Origin of the sequence: Marinobacter panjinensis, from assembly GCF_005298175.1 — a bacterium.
Classification (GTDB): domain Bacteria; phylum Pseudomonadota; class Gammaproteobacteria; order Pseudomonadales; family Oleiphilaceae; genus Marinobacter; species Marinobacter panjinensis.
Map to the genome: position 1 here is coordinate 186,341 of NZ_SZYH01000003.1, position 17,708 is coordinate 204,048.

Consider the following 17,708-nt stretch of genomic DNA (forward strand, 5'->3'; position numbering starts at 1 on the left):
CCGGATGGCGTTATTCTCGGGCGGGTACCGACCGGTACCCGCTCACGCTGCCAAAAACAATTCGGCTCAGTCGGATTCCAGCTCGATGTCGATACCCAGCGAGCGGATTTCCTTGACCAGAACATTAAAGGACTCGGGCATGCCCGGCTCCATACGATGATCGCCATCGACAATGTTCTTGTACATCTTGGTCCGACCATTCACATCATCAGACTTCACGGTAAGCATTTCCTGCAGCGTATACGCCGCACCGTAAGCCTCGAGGGCCCACACTTCCATCTCACCGAAGCGCTGACCACCGAACTGCGCCTTACCACCCAGCGGCTGCTGGGTAACCAGGCTGTACGAACCGGTGGAACGAGCGTGCATCTTGTCGTCGATCAGGTGGTTCAGCTTGAGGATATACATGTAGCCAACCGTTACCGGACGGTCAAACTCGTCGCCGGTACGGCCGTCATACAGCACAGTCTGGCCAGTGGTACTAAGACCTGCCAGCTCAAGCATCCGCTTGACCTCCGCTTCCTTGGCACCGTCGAATACCGGCGTTGCCATGGGAACACCCGTGCGCAGGTTGTTGGCCAGCGCCAGGATCTCCTTGTCGCTCAGCGAATCCAGGTCAACCTGTGTGACCTCGTCCGAGTGGTTGTAGATCTCGTCCAGCAGGCTGCGGAGTTCAGCAATCTTGCGCTGCTCATCCAGCATCCGGCTGATGCGCTCACCCAGCCCCTTGGCGGCGGCACCCAGGTGAGTCTCAAGAACCTGACCCACGTTCATACGCGACGGAACACCCAGGGGGTTCAGCACGATATCAACAGTATTGCCGTACTCGTCGTAAGGCATGTCCTCGATCGGCATGACCGCAGAGATAACACCTTTGTTACCATGACGGCCGGCCATCTTGTCACCCGGCTGAATCCGACGCTTGATCGCGAGGTACACCTTGACGATCTTGAGAACACCCGGAGCAAGATCATCGCCTTGCTGAAGCTTGCCTTTCTTGTCATCAAAGCGCGCTTCGTGATCCTTCTTGCGATCTTCCAGGCCCTGCTCGGATTTCTCCAGCAGCTCGTTCAAAGCCTCGTCTTTCATCCGCAGCTTGAACCAGTCGTCACGCGGCAGCTCTGCCAGGTATGACTCGTCAAGCTTGGCGCCTTTCTTGAGGCCCGGGCCGCTGATGACTTCCTGCCCTTTCAGGGCATTGGTCAGCCGCTCGAAGGTGGCACCTTCAACAATACGGTACTCGTCTTTCAGGTCCTTGCGGTACTCGTCCAGCTGCTCCTTCTCGATGGCCTGGGCACGCGTGTCCTTTTCGATGCCGTCACGGGTAAAGACCTGAACGTCAATAACCGTGCCACGGGTACCGGTAGGTACACGTGAGGACGTATCCTTAACGTCCGATGCCTTCTCACCGAAGATGGCCCTCAGAAGCTTCTCCTCTGGCGTCAGCTGGGTTTCACCTTTCGGCGTCACCTTGCCTACCAGAATGTCACCTGCGCCCACTTCTGCGCCAATATAGACAATACCGGACTCGTCCAGCTTGGACAGCGCGCTTTCACCAACGTTCGGAATATCCGCAGTGATTTCTTCGCTACCCAGTTTGGTATCCCGGGCCACACAGGTCAGTTCCTGAATGTGGATGGTGGTCAGGCGATCTTCCTGGACCACTTTCTCGGAAATAAGGATGGAGTCCTCAAAGTTGTAACCGTTCCAGGGCATGAACGCGATACGCATATTCTGCCCCAGCGCCAGCTCACCCAGATCCACAGAAGGACCATCAGCCAGCACGTCGCCACGGGCAATTTCGTCGCCCTGATTGACGATGGAGCGCTGATTGATACAGGTGTTCTGGTTTGAGCGGGTGTACTTGGTGAGGTTATAGATATCCACACCAGCATCACCGGCTTCGGTCTCGTCGTCGTTGACTCGCACCACGATGCGTGCCGCGTCGACGCTTTCAATCACACCGCCACGACGGGCCGTCACACAAACACCGGAGTCCTGGGCCACGGTACGCTCAACACCGGTACCTACCAGAGGCACCTCTGAACGCAGGGTCGGAACAGCCTGGCGCTGCATGTTGGAACCCATCAATGCGCGGTTGGCGTCATCGTGCTCAAGGAACGGAATCAATGACGCGGCCACCGAAACCACCTGGCGCGGAGACACGTCCATGAAATTGACGTTCTCCGGCGGCGTAACGGTAAACTCGTTCTGGTGACGAACGGTTACCAGCTCATCAGACAGACGCTTGTTCTCGTCCATTGCCGCACTGGCCTGGGCGATGATGAAGTTGCTCTCTTCAATGGCAGAGAGATAAACCACCTCATCGGTAACCAGACCGTCCACAACCTTCCGGTACGGGCTCTCAAGGAAACCGTAGGAGTTGGAGCGGGCGTAGGTAGCCAGCGAGTTGATCAGACCGATGTTCGGGCCTTCCGGTGTCTCGATAGGACACACACGCCCGTAATGGGTCGGGTGTACGTCACGAACCTCGAAACCGGCACGCTCGCGGGTCAGACCGCCAGGACCAAGAGCCGAAATACGGCGCTTGTGAGTCACTTCCGACAACGGATTGTTCTGATCCATGAACTGGGACAACTGGCTGGAGCCAAAGAACTCTTTCACCGCCGCCGCAACCGGCTTGGCGTTGATCAGGTCCTGAGGCATCAGGCCTTCGCTCTCCGCCAGGCTCAGACGCTCACGGACTGCGCGCTCAACACGCACCAGACCAACACGGAACTGGTTTTCCGCCATTTCGCCTACACAACGAACGCGACGGTTACCCAGGTTATCGATGTCATCGACATTGCCCTGGCCATTACGAATATCAATCAGCGTCTTGAGGACGTCGATGATGTCGTCGTGGGTCAGCGTGCCCTCACCGGTGCTTTCTTCACGGCGCAGACGACGGTTCAGCTTCATCCGACCAACGGAGGACAGGTCATACCGCTCTTCCGAGAAGAACAGGTTATTGAACAGGTTCTCTGCCGATTCCTTGGTGGGCGGCTCGCCCGGGCGCATCATGCGATAGATCTCGACCAGCGCCTCAAGCGGCGTGCGGGTCGGGTCGATGCGCAGCGTGTCCGACATGAACGGACCACAATCCAGATCGTTGGTGTACAGGGTTTCAATGTCTGTAACACCGGAATCCAGGATTTTGGTGACAATTTCTTCCGTCAGTTCAGTATTACACTCAACCAGAATCTCTCCGGACTTGGTATCAACCATGTCCTTCGACAATACACGGCCGTAGAGATACTCCGTCGGAACTTCCAGCTCGGTCAGGCCAGCCTTTTCAAGCTGTTTGATGTGACGAGCGGTAATCCGGCGGCCTTCCTCGACAATGACCGCGCCTTTCTTGTCCTTGATATCGAACGTTGCGATATCACCGCGCAGGCGGCTGGGAACCAGCTCCAGCTTGCAGACTTCGGGGCCGATACTGAATTTACTGGTATCGAAGAACATCTCCAGCATTTGCTCGGAGTTATACCCCAGAGCGCGCAGGAGAATAGACGCAGGCAGCTTCCGGCGACGGTCAATACGGACGAACACCGAGTCCTTGGCATCGAACTCGAAGTCCAGCCAGGAACCACGGTAAGGAATGACCCGCGCCGAATACAGCAGCTTGCCTGACGAGTGGGTTTTGCCCTTGTCATGATCGAAGAACACACCCGGTGAACGGTGGAGCTGGGAAACGATAACCCGCTCGGTACCGTTGATAACGAAGGTACCGTTCTCGGTCATCAGGGGCATTTCGCCCATGTAGACTTCCTGCTCTTTGATATCCTTGATCGCCTTGTTGGACGATTCCTTATCATAAATGATAAGTCTTACTTTAACCCGCAGCGGTGCTGCGTAGGTTACGCCCCTAAGCTGGCATTCCTTGACGTCAAATACCGGCTCGCCGATGCGGTAACTCACGTATTCGAGTGCGGCGTTGCCAGAATAACTGACAATCGGGAATACGGATTTGAATGCTGCGTGGAGACCGGTTTCCCGACGATTTTCGGGTGCGGCTTCACTTTGGAGGAAGTCCCGGAACGAATCCAGCTGTATAGACAGCAGATAGGGGACATCCATCACGGACGGCAATTTACTAAAATCTTTGCGAATCCGCTTTTTCTCTGTATAGGAGTAAGTCATCTGCATTCCCCAGCTTTAGACCTGATACCTGGTATCAAGAAGCAACCATTTTCATGCTTCGGGGCCGATTTGCTCGGCTTACTGCGCCGTCTTGAACAAGACTCTCGCTGTAGGTTATAGATTCTGACAGCACCACAAGATCGGCGTTCAGAGTCTATAGCGTATACAACAGAAAAAGGCCGGTGGCACACGGCCACCAGCCTGTCCATGCTTAACGCACGGTTTCGATCAACAGCCAACTCTTACTTAAGCTCAACAGAAGCGCCTGCTTCCTCAAGCTTCTTCTTGGCTGCGTCAGCGTCGTCTTTGCTAGCCGCTTCCTTGATAACGGAAGGAGCGCTGTCGACCATTTCCTTGGCTTCTTTCAGACCCAGGCCAGTCAGTTCACGAACGGCCTTGATTACGTTTACTTTCTTCTCACCAGGACCGGTAAGAACAACGTCAAATTCGGTCTGCTCTTCAACAGCTTCACCGGCAGCAGCAGCCGCAGGAGCAGCAGCTACGGCGGCAGCCGCAGATACACCGAATTTCTCTTCCATTGCTTCAACCAGCGCAACAACGTCCATTACGCTCATTTCAGCAATTGCGTTCAAAATGTCTTCGTTAGACAGAGCCATGACTTTCTCCCAAAAATATAAAAATGGTGTTCAACAGAATCAAGCAGCTTCTTGCTTCTGGTCTCGAACTGCCGCTACAGCACGGGTCACTTTGGTTGGTACTTCGTTCAGTGTCCGCGCCAGCTTGGTGATTGGTGCCTGTGTTACTGCGGCCAGCATCGTCAACGCCTCGTGGCGTGTCGGCAGCTTGGCAAGGCGATCGATCTGGTCTGCGCCCATCAGCTCACCGCCGACGGCCAGGCCCTTGATCTCGAATGCCTCTTTCTCTTTGGCAAAATCCTTCAGCAGGCGTGCAGCCGCACCCGGATCTTCCATTGAGAACGCCAGAATTGTCGGGCCGACCAATGCCTCATCAATGCACTCGAACTCGGTACCGCGGATCGCGATCTTCGCCAGGTTGTTACGAACAACCTTCAGAAGAACGTTCTCGGCACGCGCTTTCGCTCGCAGAGCCGTCATGTCACCGGAAGTGACACCACGGTAGTCAGCCATAACAACAGACAGAGCACCACCGGCAGTCTCGTTGACTTCAGCGACGATCGCTTTCTTGTCTTCGAGTCTAATTGCCACTGGATTTCTCCTCGATTTCGCCGGGGATATCCCGGCAAACCCACATATACCCCTCGCGGGGCTCCCAACGGTGTTTGGGTTCAGAGAGAACGTCTTCACACCGTCTGCGCAGGCGTTGCTTTAACCCGTATAGTCGCTCTCTCAGAAGAAAGAGTGCTTCAGGGGCCTGCGGTCTTTGACAGCCTTGGCTTCCGCCCAGACTACAAAGTAACTACCGCCAGATGCTCAGACGTTCAGAGCACTCTGGTCGATAGTCAGACCAGGACCCATCGTCGACGACAGGGTTACCTTCTTGAGGTAAACACCTTTCGAGGATGAGGGCTTGGCCTTTTTCAGGTCTGCGATCAGAGCTTCAATATTTTCCTTGATGTTCTGCGCAGAGAATTCCACGTTACCCATCGGAGCATGGATGATACCGTTCTTGTCTGTACGGTAACGAACCTGACCTGCCTTGGCGTTCTTTACGGCGGTCTCAACGTCCGGGGTAACAGTGCCGACTTTCGGGTTCGGCATCAGGCCGCGGGGACCAAGGATCTGGCCCAGCTGACCAACAACACGCATGGCGTCCGGAGTGGCGATAACCACGTCGAAATCCATGTTGCCTTTTTTAACTTCTTCCGCCAGATCGTCCATACCGACGATGTCGGCACCGGCTGCAGTCGCCTTCTCAGCGTTGGCACCCTGGGTGAAGACTGCTACACGAACCGTTTTACCAGTACCGTGAGGCAGAACCGTGCTGCTACGCACCACCTGGTCCGATTTACGGGCATCCACGCCGAGGTTGACGGCGACGTCTACAGATTCCTTGAACTTGACGGTCTCGCCCAGTTCAACCAGCAGTGATACTGCCTCGTCGACCGAATAGGCGCGGGCGGAATCCACTTTTTCACGAATCAGTTTCTGACGCTTGCTAAGCTTTGCCATGTTACAGGCCCTCCACGTTCAGGCCCATGCTACGGGCGGTTCCGGCAATGGTACGTACCGCAGCATCCATATCAGCTGCAGTCAGATCCGGCTCCTTGGTTCTGGCGATTTCTTCCAGCTGGTCACGGGTAACCGTGCCGACTTTGTCGGTGTTCGGACGACCAGAACCACTCTTGATGCCGGCTGCTTTCTTGAGCAGCACCGGTGCAGGCGGAGTTTTGGTGATAAAGGTAAAGCTGCGATCACTGTATACGGTAATAACCGTAGGAATCGGCAGGCCCGGCTCCATATCCTGAGTCTGGGCGTTGAACGCCTTACAGAACTCCATGATGTTTACGCCGCGCTGACCCAGTGCAGGACCAACGGGGGGGCTCGGGTTGGCCTTGCCGGCAGCAACCTGAAGCTTGATATACGCGTCAATCTTCTTAGCCATGATCTTTCTCCTGTGGGTGCGAACGCCTTTCGGCTCCCCTGTTTTTACAACTGCCAGTAGCAGACACAAAAAGCCCGCGTCGCCATAGCGCGCGAGCTTTCAGCATGTAAGGCTGCCAATCAGTCTTTTTCGACCTGCCCGAACTCCAGCTCTACCGGAGTTGAACGACCGAAAATCAACACAGCAACCTTGACCCGACTCTTGTCGTAGTCAACTTCTTCAACAACGCCATTGAAGTCTGCGAACGGACCTTCAGTGACGCGAACAATCTCACCGGGCTCAAACAGAGTCTTGGGCTTGGGCTGATCCACTCCACTCTCAACACGACGGAGAATCGCCTCGGCCTCTTTTTCTGTAATCGGCGCCGGCTTGTCCTTGGTGCCGCCAATGAAACCAAGAACCCTGGGCGTATTCTTCACCAGGTGCCAGGTGGCGTCATCCATTTCCATCTGCACCAGAACGTATCCGGGATAAAACTTGCGCTCACTCTTGCGCTTTTTCCCGTCACGCATCTCGACGACTTCTTCCGTCGGCACAAGAATCTCGCCGAACCTGTCTTCCATGCCTTCGAGAGCAATACGCTCCATAAGAGTGCGCATCACGTGCTTCTCAAAGCCGGAATACGCATGAACGACGTACCAGCGCTTAGCCATTGCACACTCCTGATTACCCGATAACTCCGGAGACCAGCCAACTGATCAACGAATCCATACCCCACAGCATCAACGCCACAACCAACACAAACACAACAACAATGGCTGTAGTCTGGATCAGCTCCGGCCTGGTGGGCCATACGACCTTCCGGATTTCAACCCTGGCTTCCTTGAGCAGGGTCGCAAAACGCCGACCACGCTCGGTTTGGAGCGCTACAAAAGCAGCGACCAGAGCAAGAGCTACGAGAGCCAGCACCCGATACAGCAGTGACTCGGCACTAAAATACTGATTACCAACGACACCGATGGCAATCAGAACAAACACAACCAGCCACTTTACTGCATCGAAGCCACTGGTCGAACGATCTGCTTTTGACTCCATAGGAATCAGCTTATGTATCCGGATGTTAAAAAATGGCAGGCCAGGAGGGAATCGAACCCCCAACCTGCGGTTTTGGAGACCGCTGCTCTGCCAATTGAGCTACTGGCCTGCACCGAAACAACTCAGCGCACTTACTTCAAGTTCTTACTCAAAAAGAGCAATTACTCGATGATCTTTGAGACCACACCGGCACCAACGGTACGGCCGCCTTCGCGAATCGCGAAGCGCAGGCCATCTTCCATGGCGATCGGGTTGATCAGGGTAACACTCATCTTGACGTTGTCACCCGGCATTACCATCTCCACACCTTCCGGCAGCTCACAGGAACCTGTGACGTCGGTGGTACGGAAGTAGAACTGCGGACGATAGCCCTTGAAGAACGGCGTATGACGACCACCTTCTTCCTTGCTCAGCACGTACACTTCGCATTCAAACTTGGTGTGCGGCTTGATGGTGCCCGGCTTACACAGAACCTGACCACGCTCAACGTCGTCACGCTTGGTACCACGCAGCAGTACGCCCACGTTCTCACCAGCACGACCCTCGTCCAGCAGCTTACGGAACATCTCAACGCCGGTACAAACGGTCTTGACGGTATCCTTGATACCAACAATCTCGATCTCTTCACCAACCTTGATAACGCCACGCTCGACACGACCGGTCACAACCGTACCACGACCGGAGATAGAGAAAACGTCCTCGATCGGCATCAGGAACGGCTGATCAATCGCACGCTCCGGATCCGGGATGTACTCGTCCAGGGCTTCTACCAGCTTCTTGACAGCGGTAGTACCCATTTCGTTATCGTCTTTGCCTTCCAGCGCCATCAGCGCGGAACCGGTCACGATCGGCGTGTCGTCGCCCGGGAAGTCGTAAGCGCTCAGCAGCTCGCGAACTTCCATCTCGACCAGCTCCAGCAGCTCCTCGTCATCGACCATGTCCGCCTTGTTCAGGAACACAACGATGAAAGGTACGCCTACCTGGCGGGACAGCAGGATGTGCTCGCGAGTCTGCGGCATGGGGCCGTCAGCTGCGGAACACACCAGAATAGCACCGTCCATCTGCGCCGCACCGGTGATCATGTTCTTCACATAGTCAGCGTGGCCCGGGCAGTCTACGTGGGCGTAGTGACGTGCCGGTGAATCATATTCAACGTGTGAAGTCGCGATAGTAATACCACGAGCCTTCTCTTCCGGCGCGTTATCGATAGAATCGAATGCACTTGCACTACCAGTACCCCACACTTCGTGACATACACGAGTCAGCGCGGCTGTCAGCGTGGTCTTGCCATGGTCTACGTGACCAATGGTACCCACGTTTACGTGTGGCTTATTACGCTCAAACTTTGCTTTAGACATTCGACCTATCTCCCTAATCAACCAGACCGTGACGTTGACCGGACAAATAATGGAGCTCATGACCGGAATTGAACCGGTGACCTCATCCTTACCAAGGATGTGCTCTACCGACTGAGCTACATGAGCGCTTTCAACACAACTACAAATTGGAGCGGGCAGCGGGAATCGAACCCGCGTCATCAGCTTGGAAGGCTGAGGTAATAGCCACTATACGATGCCCGCGAGCAATTAAGTGGTGGAGGGGGCAGGATTCGAACCTGCGAAGCTTTCGCGTCAGATTTACAGTCTGATCCCTTTGGCCACTCGGGAACCCCTCCGAGTCAGTCTCGCCAACGGCGAACCTGATTAAAACTAAAAAAAGTGGAGCTGGCGGACGGAATCGAACCCCCGACCTGCTGATTACAAGTCAGCTGCTCTACCAACTGAGCTACGCCAGCTCACATTCGCCTCTTCAGCGAGGGCGGTATACTACGGATTTTCAGGGTCTGTTGCAACACCTTCGCAGCGCCTGATTTCGACGAGGTCGAAATTGTTTGCATAATCCGATTCTGCCGCCTTGACCGCGCCGGAATCCGGCATCAGTTCGTCCTCAAAAACGAGCGCGTAGCTTATCTGATTTCGGGGGAAGTTGGCCAGTATTGCATTGAGATTCTGACGTTTTTTTTCTTCCAGGACCATTTCAGCCGCCTGCCTGGACTCGAACAGGCCCAGCGATATGGCGTTTTTGTTTTCTCCCCGCCTGACAAGGTAGGAATCAATGCCCCGGCGCTGAAGATCACTGAACAATGCCAGCGCCCTGTCGTCCGGCTGCGGGGGAATGATAACCCAGTGTAACGGCGACAATTCCCGCTCTTCCTGCCGGACTTCGTGGGCCAGGCCGGGGCTGCCGAGAGACAGGTAGGCGGCGCGTGCTGCCTCAGCGGACTCGAACCAGCCCAGACGAATGCAATAGGTCTGCGGCACAGGCTCGCTCGCCACCACCAAAGGCTCAACGGGGTCAACGGGGTTAACGGGATGAATTTCACCTAACCGCGATTGCGATGATAACGGCTGCTCAAGCGACTGTTCCTCCAGATCCCCGGAAGCATCAGCCTTCAGGTCAGCGACCCGGGGCAGGCTCTGTTGTTCCAATACCATGGCGACTCGACCCGGAACGAAACTATCCCCGTAGAACCAGAGCGCAAGGTTGACCAATAACAGAACAAAGGCAAGCCACTTCATTCCGGCTCCCACCCCCCGTCAACGGCTGCAAGCCCGTTCAATACCAGATAGGGATCATGAATAGCGGAGAGCCCCGCGCCGATCAGGCCCGAAGCATCACCACCGGTAACCAGAACCCGATCCAGCCCGAAATGGCTGACATCCTTATGTAATCGCGCGACCATTCCTTCCCGGAGCCACGCCAAGCCATGCTGGACGCACTCGGTCGTGGAAACGCCAGGACTGCCCTGCTCCGCATCCAGACTGTCGAACCCTATCCTGGCAGCGTCCTGCTTGAGCGAGCGCAGCATCATCTGCTTGCCCGGCAAGATATATCCGCCCAGGTGAGCGCCGGACCTGGCGACATAATCAACAGTAATGGCGCTGCCTGCGTCTACAACCGCAAAACTACCGTCACCTGTCGCCTGCCAGCCGCCGCACATGGCATGCCAGCGGTCGGCGCCCATTCTGGTTGCATCGCTATAGGCATTAATCAGCTTTCCGCGACGGTTTTCCGCCCAGTGAAAGATAACGGGTGCTTTGCATGCAGCTTCAAGCCTGGCCTGCAGGTGCTGACGTCGGTCTTCCGAAATTACGGTCGATATGGCAATACGCTCAATAGCGTCAGCCCAGGGTGCCCAATCCTTAAAGCCCACGTCCTCGTCCAGACTTGCAAAACCCTTTTCCAGCACATCTCCGCGAGCGCGCAGCTGCCATTTTATACGGGTGTTCCCGGCATCTATCAGCAGCTTCATGACTGCACCCGCAGGCTTATCTCACCGGCACGAACCTTTACCAGCTCTTTACCCTCGGCGATCAGGTAGTTGCCGGAGTCGTCTATACCGCGGCCGATTCCGGAAAGCTCACCCTGGGTGGCCACCAGTGGCTTTCCGGCGAAGATGTCACGGCTCTGCCAGCGCTCCCGGAACCCGCCGAAGCCTCGCTCCGCAAACTCATCCACGGCTCCCAGAACCGAATTGATGACCGATGCCGCAAGTTCGTTCCGGCACCAGCGGTGTTCAGGCATAGCCCGGGCCAGGCTGCTCCAAGCCTGGTCGACATCTACAGCGTCAGTCATGTGTACATTCATGCCAATACCGGCCACCACCTTCACGACACCCTCCTCGAGCTCTCCCTGAAGTTCAACCAGGATACCGGAGAGCTTGCTGCCTCCAACGAAAATGTCATTGGGCCATTTCAGCCCCACACCAGCCACTCCCTGATGCTCGAGCGCTTCAGCCACAGCGACACCCAACACCAGGCTCAACCCGTCGAGCATGGCAAAGCTGCCCCGAAAGGTAAGCCCCAGGCTAAGGTAGAGGTTCTGACCCCGGGGGCTTTGCCATGGCCGGCCACGCCTGCCACGGCCGGCGGTCTGACAATCCGCAATACAAACGGGAATGCGGCCGGTGGAGGGGTCCTGGCGCCGGCGCACGATTTCGGCATTGGTCGAGTCCACCTCGTCCAGAACCATCAGCTCAATGGCAGAACGATGTGGCACGCCAAGACCTTGCAGGATATGGCTCTGATCGAGCAGGTCCATATCCGTCAGCAGACGATAGCCTTTGCCGCGGATAGTTTCTATTCGGATACCTTCGTCCATGGCGCGACGGATCTGCTTCCAGATCGCCGTGCGGCTGATGCCAAGACTGGCGGCAAGTGACTCACCGGAATGAACCTGCCCGTCTGCCAGGAGGCCGAGGAGTGCTCTGGATTTCATGAAGGCATGCCCGCTTGATTGAAAGGATCAGGGCGGGATTAAACAACACGTAGAACCAAAAGACAAAGGACGGGACCAAAGCGGTATCGCAATTTCTGAAGATTGTCCCACTGGCACTCAGGGTATTGGGGTTGCCGTCAGGTTGGCCTCGATATCGAAGTTCTGCATTTTTACACCGTACACAGCGGTTTGGGGTCCGCCGGTTGGGTGTACCAGGTCAATGTTATTAATGGAGAGCTCCTTGAACCGGCTTCTGGCCTGAACTGCAAATCCCAGCGGCCGGTTTTCCAGTTCTGTTGCAGTGGGAGACGAGACGTAGCGATATCCGGCCGCGGCCGCAGCATCCATGATCTTTTCGTCTCCCCTCGCGCCGGTTACCCCCAGAGCGTCCGCACCATCCGTCTTTTTGACCACTTTCGTCTGGTAAACGTCCACGGAAAGATCCGTGCGCATACCGAAGGCATTGTCGTCTACACCATCGCCGTCGAAGTCGCCACCATCGCTGGTATGGATATCATTGAGCACCAGCCTGGTGCCGGTGTTGTTGATCGGGCTCCCGCTGGAATCAGTCTGGCGATTGGTTTCCCAGGTAAAGGCGTTCTTGCGGGTGTCACTCACGGCCCTGGCAAATATCTGTTTCAGCCGGATGGTGATCCCTTCTTCCCCCCGGGCTTCCCAGAGGCCGCCCGAGGCGGTGCAATCCGCCGGGGTAGAACCGGAGCCTCCGGCACAGACATCACCAGCGCCACCAGGCACAATAGTCATACTGCTTCCGGTTTCGTACTTCTGCAGGACAAAGCGGCCGAAACTTGCCCCCGTGGCCTTGTCGCCAACGCGGAGGTTACCCACATCCATCATGCTCCAGGCTTCGCCCTTGATGATGTCCAGACCTTCATCGGTGACATCTATGGTCATGTCGCGGACATGAGAGTCATAGCTTAGATCGCTGATCCACAGGCCTTTCTGGGAAATTTCTCCCTCACCTTCGTCATAAGGCGCGGCAATGATGGCGGCCTGACCGTTACGTATGTGGATATCCGAGTTGATGGTCAGGCCTTCACCACTGGCGCCACCGGCACCCAGCGTCACCTGGCCATCCATTTCGAATTCATAGGCGGGGTAAAAGCCCAGCGCCAGAAGCAGCTCGGTACCACCCTGCAGCGGTGCGTCGTCACCGCCTACCCGCAAGCCATTGATACGGTAACCGGCGTTTACATCCTCAAATCCAATCCTGAGACCATCATAGAAATGAGTGCCATTTATTTCTCCATCCCGGGTGACATTCACCGTCACATCACCTTGCCCCCATGACTGCAGGCCACTGAAGATAACCCGGTTTCCGTCCTCCGTGTAACTCAGATCAGCCAACTGCAGGCTCCATTCGGCGGACAACCTGAGCCCCTGCGGGCCGGCATCAGGATGCCCTCCGCCCTGCACGTATACGGCATTGGTATAGCTGCGACCGTTATACGTGTGATCCCGCAGCATGAAACTGACATTGACCTCGCCGAGGCTCTTGCCCCCTCCCCCCATCTCGATGCGGCCAATATTGAACTCCCCGTCCAGCGACCCCAGCGTTAGCCCCAGCGCATTACGGCCGAACCGGTCCGTGGTGACATCCATCCGCAGGTCATTGACGTTGTAATGGCCGGTAATATCCCTGAACGCAAGCATGTTGCTGTCGTCGTGATATATAAAAGAAGCGCTGTTAATCGTGGCCTGGTTGTCCAGGCGAAAACCCTCCCCGTCCCGACCGCCGGCAGTAATGCCCGTTTTCGAGGACAGGTCAAAGGTCCCGCTAAGCCCCCCGTAGCTGGGCAGTGCCTGTCCGGTGGCGACATCAAAGCTGTTGCCATGATTCACAGGATTACCGCTGTAGCGGATTGCCCCCACATCATAGGAACCCGTAATGCGTGGCGCATTGAATTCCAGCGTGTTACCAACAACATCCAGGGTGATGCCAAACGCCTCCACATCCAGAGTGACATCGTCGAGAAAGACTTCGTTGCCATTGGTACGATAGCCAAGGCGGGCACCAGTCATGGTGTAGGCCGTGTCGAACGTATAACCTGAAGATCCGTATGCCCCACCCGGACTGATGCGAAGACTGCCCTGCAGGCTGTGGTCAAAGAACACGCCGCCCATCCCGATACCCGGTGCGCCAGCCAGGCGGATATCGCCGAACTCGATGCGACGGTCTTCAACCAGGTAGTTGAGATTGAGCGCAGCGTCTTCCGTAATATCCACCCTGATAACATGAGCAGCCGATTCCCCCGGTCGGCTGGCGGAGCCGACACGAAAATCCTCCAGGTAGATGCCGTTACCATCATCAAAGTACGACAATCGATCTGCGGTCATGCCCAGCTCCATCTCCAGGGTTATACCGCTCTGGCCACTGATATCAGCCAGTTCGTCGTCGTCAAGGCTCTGCATGTCGGCAATCACGGGGGCTGACAGTGTCATAATGAGGAGCCAGCTAACCTCCGATCTGAAAGACTGCTTTGTAATACCGGGCATATCCCTCTCCCTATGGATTACCTGTGGGGAAAACCAGCAGGTTTCCCTCCATGATGACTTCACCCTGCATTTCCACCGCAAGAATGTCCGTTTGCCGGAAGCCCGGATCCGTCGGCCGGGGCATATTGCTGCCAGCAATCTTGAAACGGACATCGTTGTAACGGACGATATCCGGTAAACCGATCTCCATCACATCGCGATTGAACAGCTCACCATCACCACCGAACCCGGAGTCAATAGAGCGAACTCTCAGCGTCAGCCCTTCAAAGGCAAAATTGCCCCGTATTTCATCCAGTACCATCCAGCCGCCGTCTGCCTTCAGGCGATAGGCCAGCCTGGCACCGCACTTCTTGTCCGGGTTGTCACAGCGGCCGAAATAGCTGTTCTCGATCGGCCCGCCCATTTCGTTGATGCTGATGTCGCCGGACAGGTAAATACCGCCCTGACCGGAGACTTCGGCCAGGTCCTGGTCATCCAGGCGATCAAGTTCGGCAGCAGCCTGTTTTGCACCGAAAATGGCTATCACGACAAATGCAGCCTGACAGTATTGTTTATTCATGGCGCCAGATCCTTGGTTCGGATATCCAGATGCTGAATCAGCATGCCCTCGACCCGCGCCGACCCGAAGTCCCGGTCGGCCACGGAGAAGTTGCCAATATGCAGGTTACTGCGGTAGTCAGGGTTGGTGTAATAGTCCTCGTAGAAATCCCAGGTGTCTGTATCACTGCTGCCACGCAGCCCATCGGCGCCAATCGTCCCGGGAGCGGGCCGGTCAATGGCCGCCACTTCAACCACAAAGTTGCCAGTGCCATCCACATCGAAAAACACCGGCTGCAACTGGTTGCCGATGGCCAGTTCCAGGGCGAAATTGGTCATGGTGATACGGGAACCACAGGACAGGCCATCCTGGGAACAGGCGTTAATTGACAGTTCGGGTGACTGGAAATTGAGCTTAAACTGACCGACCATCTGCTGACGATCGTCATCTCCCCATAGCCGAAGATAACTGCCGTCAATCACTGCGCTCTTGGCGTGGATGTTGATGTTGGCTGAGCGGTCATCTCCCACCGCAACATTCATCTGCATGCCAATATCCGGGCGTTCGCCCACGAAATCCGCCGTTGCCGGGCGACTGGAACAGACGCCACTACCCGCCGCTGCGCCGGAGCTCATGCAATCGTAGCCCTGGGCTGCATCCATCAATGCCGGGGCCGCGAATTCAAGCACCGCCCTGTCCCGGATGCCGATAGTATTTCCGTCCACCACATCAATCCGGTAAGGGGTTACCAGTCGCCCCAGGTTCACCGGGCTCAGGTTCTGACCGTAGTTACTTCCGTTTCCGGAGATATAGAGGTGGTTGACCACGATCTCGACATCGCGACCATCGGTGCTCTTGAGACCTCCTATCTTGAAGATCCGCGCCTGGTTACCATCGACATCGGGTGCATCCGTGCCATGGGAAAATTTGAAATTTTCCAGCACGACACCGATTCCAGCACCGTCAATTTCCGACAGTTCCTGCTCGGAGAGGTCCTGAAGTTCGGCAATTGCGATCGCTGGTGCAAGGAGGGCGACCAGTACGATAATGGCGCAGGGTACGTGTGGTGTTTTAGCAACGGCACAACACCGCTTCAGAGACGATAACATCAGAATAGCCCCCTGCCCCGGTCAATATATTCAGTCCGGTAACGGTCGGTGCCGTAAAGCGCTTCATTCAGATTCACTTCAGTTGCACCGTTCGGAATGTTGAAGAATGCGCCGGACGTAGCACGGACAAAATCCTCCGGTGTCGGATTGGTGTTCTTGACGTCCTTCAGCCAGTCGAGATCCTTGGTCTGAAACGAGATAAACGCCCCGTCGGCAGGGCCCGTAATCCTCCGCTCATCGCCAACTTCCTCAACAGTACCTATCGGGAAACTGTTGTAGATATCCAGATCAAAACAGGAGTCGATACCCAGCACCAGGCAGTCCTGAGCGTAGACATAGATATCTCCGCTGCCACAGCTGAAAAAAGAGCAATCGGGTACTTCAATGCGGGAGCTGGAGCCCCAGCCAATAAGGTTTTTCACCGACCAGCGAGTAAAACCACCGGCATCTTCCAGCACGAAGCGTTCGCCATTGGGAATCCCTATATGCTCGGCCCTGATTGGATCCAGTTCGCCAATATTGGGGTCGCCCTCCTCGCCATAAACCAGTTCCGCCCTGGTCTGGAGCGGGCTTCCGCCCTCAAGCAACGGGGTCAGCAGAACAATCACCTGATCAAAGAAGTTGCCGCTGGAGCTTGCCTCACTCAAGCCTTCGCCGCGATCAACAATATCGACATTAACATTGCCGGTGAGGGTTTCGATCTTGCCGGACAGGATGCCCATGGACTCGCCGAAGCCCAGACGAAAGCCCACGATCTCCTGGGCATCTTCGTCGAAGGCAAATTCCAGGAAAGGGTTATCAATATTGAACGGGACGATTTCACCTTCACCATAGGCAGAACCATCCGGTTTAAGCTGACGCGGGGCTTTCGGGTTGCGATCAAAATAAGCCTGGTTATTGATATATCCAAGGGCGAAATCCTCAATGTACACATCGGAAGTACCTGCCTTCTCGCCATCCCGTTCGTACCGGCCCAGCTCGAGGACATCCACATTGGTCTGTAGATCAATCTCCATGCCCAGATTAACCCGGGTATACGACGTGGTATCGGATTGGTCCGGGTGGTATTGGCGATCAACGGATATGAATGCCTGGCCAGTCACCTCTGACATATCGCTGTCGGAGATTGGCTGCAGGTCTGCCACGGCGGGAGGGGTAAACGACAACACCGCTAACGGAAGCCAAATAACACGTTTCATAGACACATCTCACCATTAACCGCCTGTTTTCAAGCCGGTTTATTGTTTTTCTGGATGAGTGTCTCTGAACACTTATATTGCGATGGCTAGTGCTGTTATCGCTGGCTTTGTTTTATTTTTTGGCCAGTTCTTGTACATATATTAACGCTTTTTACACGATGTCACTGTGAGCGGTGTCATAGATTTGGAAGGTCGGGCTCGTTTTTGCCTTACGTCTGTTCAGGCAATAAAAAACCCCCGTCGGCGAAGCCGCGGGGGTTTTTCAGTATTAAGAGCCTGACGATGACCTACTCTCACATGGGCAGAAGCCACACTACCATCGGCGCTGGTCTGTTTCACTGCTGA

The 17,708-nt window shown here is 55.7% G+C and carries 15 protein-coding genes and 5 tRNA genes; all 20 read right to left on the bottom strand.

All coding sequences use genetic code 11. The annotated features are described in order from the left end of the window. Positions 1-66: 66 nt before the first annotated feature. A complete protein-coding gene (gene rpoB / locus FDP08_RS20120; protein WP_137438075.1) occupies positions 67-4,143 on the bottom strand; it encodes a DNA-directed RNA polymerase subunit beta in 4,077 nt (1,358 codons plus the stop codon). A 242-nt stretch (positions 4,144-4,385) separates the two neighbouring features. Further along, positions 4,386-4,760 carry a 50S ribosomal protein L7/L12 gene (rplL, locus tag FDP08_RS20125; protein WP_137438076.1) on the bottom strand — a complete coding sequence of 125 codons (375 nt, stop codon included), beginning with the start codon at positions 4,758-4,760 and terminating at the stop codon, positions 4,386-4,388. A 39-nt stretch (positions 4,761-4,799) separates the two neighbouring features. Next, positions 4,800-5,330 (bottom strand): 50S ribosomal protein L10, encoded by a 531-nt coding sequence (gene rplJ, locus FDP08_RS20130; RefSeq protein ID WP_027830874.1) that lies wholly within the window; start codon positions 5,328-5,330, stop codon positions 4,800-4,802. 225 nt (positions 5,331-5,555) lie between these two features. Then, entirely contained in the window at positions 5,556-6,254 is a 699-nt protein-coding gene (gene rplA, locus FDP08_RS20135; RefSeq protein ID WP_137438077.1) for a 50S ribosomal protein L1, read from the bottom strand. A 1-nt stretch (position 6,255) separates the two neighbouring features. Continuing rightward, entirely contained in the window at positions 6,256-6,687 is a 432-nt protein-coding gene (rplK, locus tag FDP08_RS20140; protein WP_027830872.1) for a 50S ribosomal protein L11, read from the bottom strand. 119 nt (positions 6,688-6,806) lie between these two features. After that, positions 6,807-7,340, bottom strand: coding sequence for a transcription termination/antitermination protein NusG (gene nusG, locus FDP08_RS20145; RefSeq protein WP_137438078.1), 534 nt, complete (start codon positions 7,338-7,340; stop codon positions 6,807-6,809). Between the two features lie 13 nt (positions 7,341-7,353). Next, the gene (secE, locus tag FDP08_RS20150; RefSeq protein WP_027830870.1) at positions 7,354-7,722 is read right to left on the bottom strand and encodes a preprotein translocase subunit SecE; all 369 of its coding nucleotides are present in this window, start codon (positions 7,720-7,722) and stop codon (positions 7,354-7,356) included. A gap of 33 nt (positions 7,723-7,755) precedes the next feature. Next, positions 7,756-7,831: transfer RNA gene (locus tag FDP08_RS20155), tRNA-Trp, on the bottom strand. Positions 7,832-7,883: 52 nt separating this feature from the next. Continuing rightward, positions 7,884-9,080, bottom strand: coding sequence for an elongation factor Tu (tuf, locus tag FDP08_RS20160; protein ID WP_137438079.1), 1,197 nt, complete (start codon positions 9,078-9,080; stop codon positions 7,884-7,886). Between the two features lie 50 nt (positions 9,081-9,130). Further along, positions 9,131-9,206: transfer RNA gene (locus FDP08_RS20165), tRNA-Thr, on the bottom strand. Between the two features lie 21 nt (positions 9,207-9,227). Further along, a tRNA-Gly gene (locus FDP08_RS20170) sits at positions 9,228-9,302 on the bottom strand. An 11-nt stretch (positions 9,303-9,313) separates the two neighbouring features. Next, positions 9,314-9,397, bottom strand: a tRNA-Tyr gene (locus FDP08_RS20175). Positions 9,398-9,441: 44 nt separating this feature from the next. After that, a tRNA-Thr gene (locus FDP08_RS20180) sits at positions 9,442-9,517 on the bottom strand. Between the two features lie 31 nt (positions 9,518-9,548). Further along, the gene (locus tag FDP08_RS20185) at positions 9,549-10,301 is read right to left on the bottom strand and encodes a hypothetical protein (RefSeq protein ID WP_228263406.1); all 753 of its coding nucleotides are present in this window, start codon (positions 10,299-10,301) and stop codon (positions 9,549-9,551) included. Then, complete coding sequence (locus tag FDP08_RS20190) at positions 10,298-11,035, bottom strand: type III pantothenate kinase (protein ID WP_137438080.1); 738 nt, start codon at positions 11,033-11,035, stop codon at positions 10,298-10,300. The genes FDP08_RS20185 and FDP08_RS20190 overlap by 4 nt, the downstream gene beginning before the upstream one ends. Further along, complete coding sequence (locus tag FDP08_RS20195) at positions 11,032-12,000, bottom strand: biotin--[acetyl-CoA-carboxylase] ligase (protein ID WP_137438081.1); 969 nt, start codon at positions 11,998-12,000, stop codon at positions 11,032-11,034. The genes FDP08_RS20190 and FDP08_RS20195 overlap by 4 nt, the downstream gene beginning before the upstream one ends. A gap of 117 nt (positions 12,001-12,117) precedes the next feature. Next, positions 12,118-14,463, bottom strand: a complete 2,346-nt coding sequence (locus FDP08_RS20200) for a DUF6160 family protein (RefSeq protein ID WP_228263407.1) — start codon at positions 14,461-14,463, stop codon at positions 12,118-12,120. A 64-nt stretch (positions 14,464-14,527) separates the two neighbouring features. Further along, on the bottom strand, positions 14,528-15,076 hold the full coding sequence (locus FDP08_RS20205; RefSeq protein ID WP_137438083.1) for a hypothetical protein: 549 nt from the start codon (positions 15,074-15,076) through the stop codon (positions 14,528-14,530). After that, positions 15,073-16,164, bottom strand: a complete 1,092-nt coding sequence (locus FDP08_RS20210; protein ID WP_137438084.1) for a hypothetical protein — start codon at positions 16,162-16,164, stop codon at positions 15,073-15,075. Before FDP08_RS20210 ends, FDP08_RS20205 begins: the two co-directional genes overlap by 4 nt. After that, a complete protein-coding gene (locus tag FDP08_RS20215) occupies positions 16,164-17,363 on the bottom strand; it encodes a hypothetical protein (RefSeq protein WP_137438085.1) in 1,200 nt (399 codons plus the stop codon). Before FDP08_RS20215 ends, FDP08_RS20210 begins: the two co-directional genes overlap by 1 nt. Positions 17,364-17,708 lie beyond the last annotated feature (345 nt).

Excerpts from the sequence above, each read along its gene's own strand:
- rpoB (WP_137438075.1), bottom strand. The coding sequence starts at position 4,143 with ATGACTTACTCCTATACAGAGAAAAAGCGGATTCGCAAAGATTTTAGT.
- rplL (WP_137438076.1), bottom strand. The coding sequence starts at position 4,760 with ATGGCTCTGTCTAACGAAGACATTTTGAACGCAATTGCTGAAATGAGC.
- rplA (WP_137438077.1), bottom strand. The coding sequence starts at position 6,254 with ATGGCAAAGCTTAGCAAGCGTCAGAAACTGATTCGTGAAAAAGTGGAT.
- rplK (WP_027830872.1), bottom strand. The coding sequence starts at position 6,687 with ATGGCTAAGAAGATTGACGCGTATATCAAGCTTCAGGTTGCTGCCGGC.
- nusG (WP_137438078.1), bottom strand. The coding sequence starts at position 7,340 with ATGGCTAAGCGCTGGTACGTCGTTCATGCGTATTCCGGCTTTGAGAAG.
- secE (WP_027830870.1), bottom strand. The coding sequence starts at position 7,722 with ATGGAGTCAAAAGCAGATCGTTCGACCAGTGGCTTCGATGCAGTAAAG.
- tuf (WP_137438079.1), bottom strand. The coding sequence starts at position 9,080 with ATGTCTAAAGCAAAGTTTGAGCGTAATAAGCCACACGTAAACGTGGGT.
- FDP08_RS20185 (WP_228263406.1), bottom strand. The coding sequence starts at position 10,301 with ATGAAGTGGCTTGCCTTTGTTCTGTTATTGGTCAACCTTGCGCTCTGG.
- FDP08_RS20190 (WP_137438080.1), bottom strand. The coding sequence starts at position 11,035 with ATGAAGCTGCTGATAGATGCCGGGAACACCCGTATAAAATGGCAGCTG.
- FDP08_RS20195 (WP_137438081.1), bottom strand. The coding sequence starts at position 12,000 with ATGAAATCCAGAGCACTCCTCGGCCTCCTGGCAGACGGGCAGGTTCAT.
- FDP08_RS20200 (WP_228263407.1), bottom strand. The coding sequence starts at position 14,463 with ATGACACTGTCAGCCCCCGTGATTGCCGACATGCAGAGCCTTGACGAC.
- FDP08_RS20205 (WP_137438083.1), bottom strand. The coding sequence starts at position 15,076 with ATGAATAAACAATACTGTCAGGCTGCATTTGTCGTGATAGCCATTTTC.
- FDP08_RS20210 (WP_137438084.1), bottom strand. The coding sequence starts at position 16,164 with ATGTTATCGTCTCTGAAGCGGTGTTGTGCCGTTGCTAAAACACCACAC.
- FDP08_RS20215 (WP_137438085.1), bottom strand. The coding sequence starts at position 17,363 with ATGAAACGTGTTATTTGGCTTCCGTTAGCGGTGTTGTCGTTTACCCCT.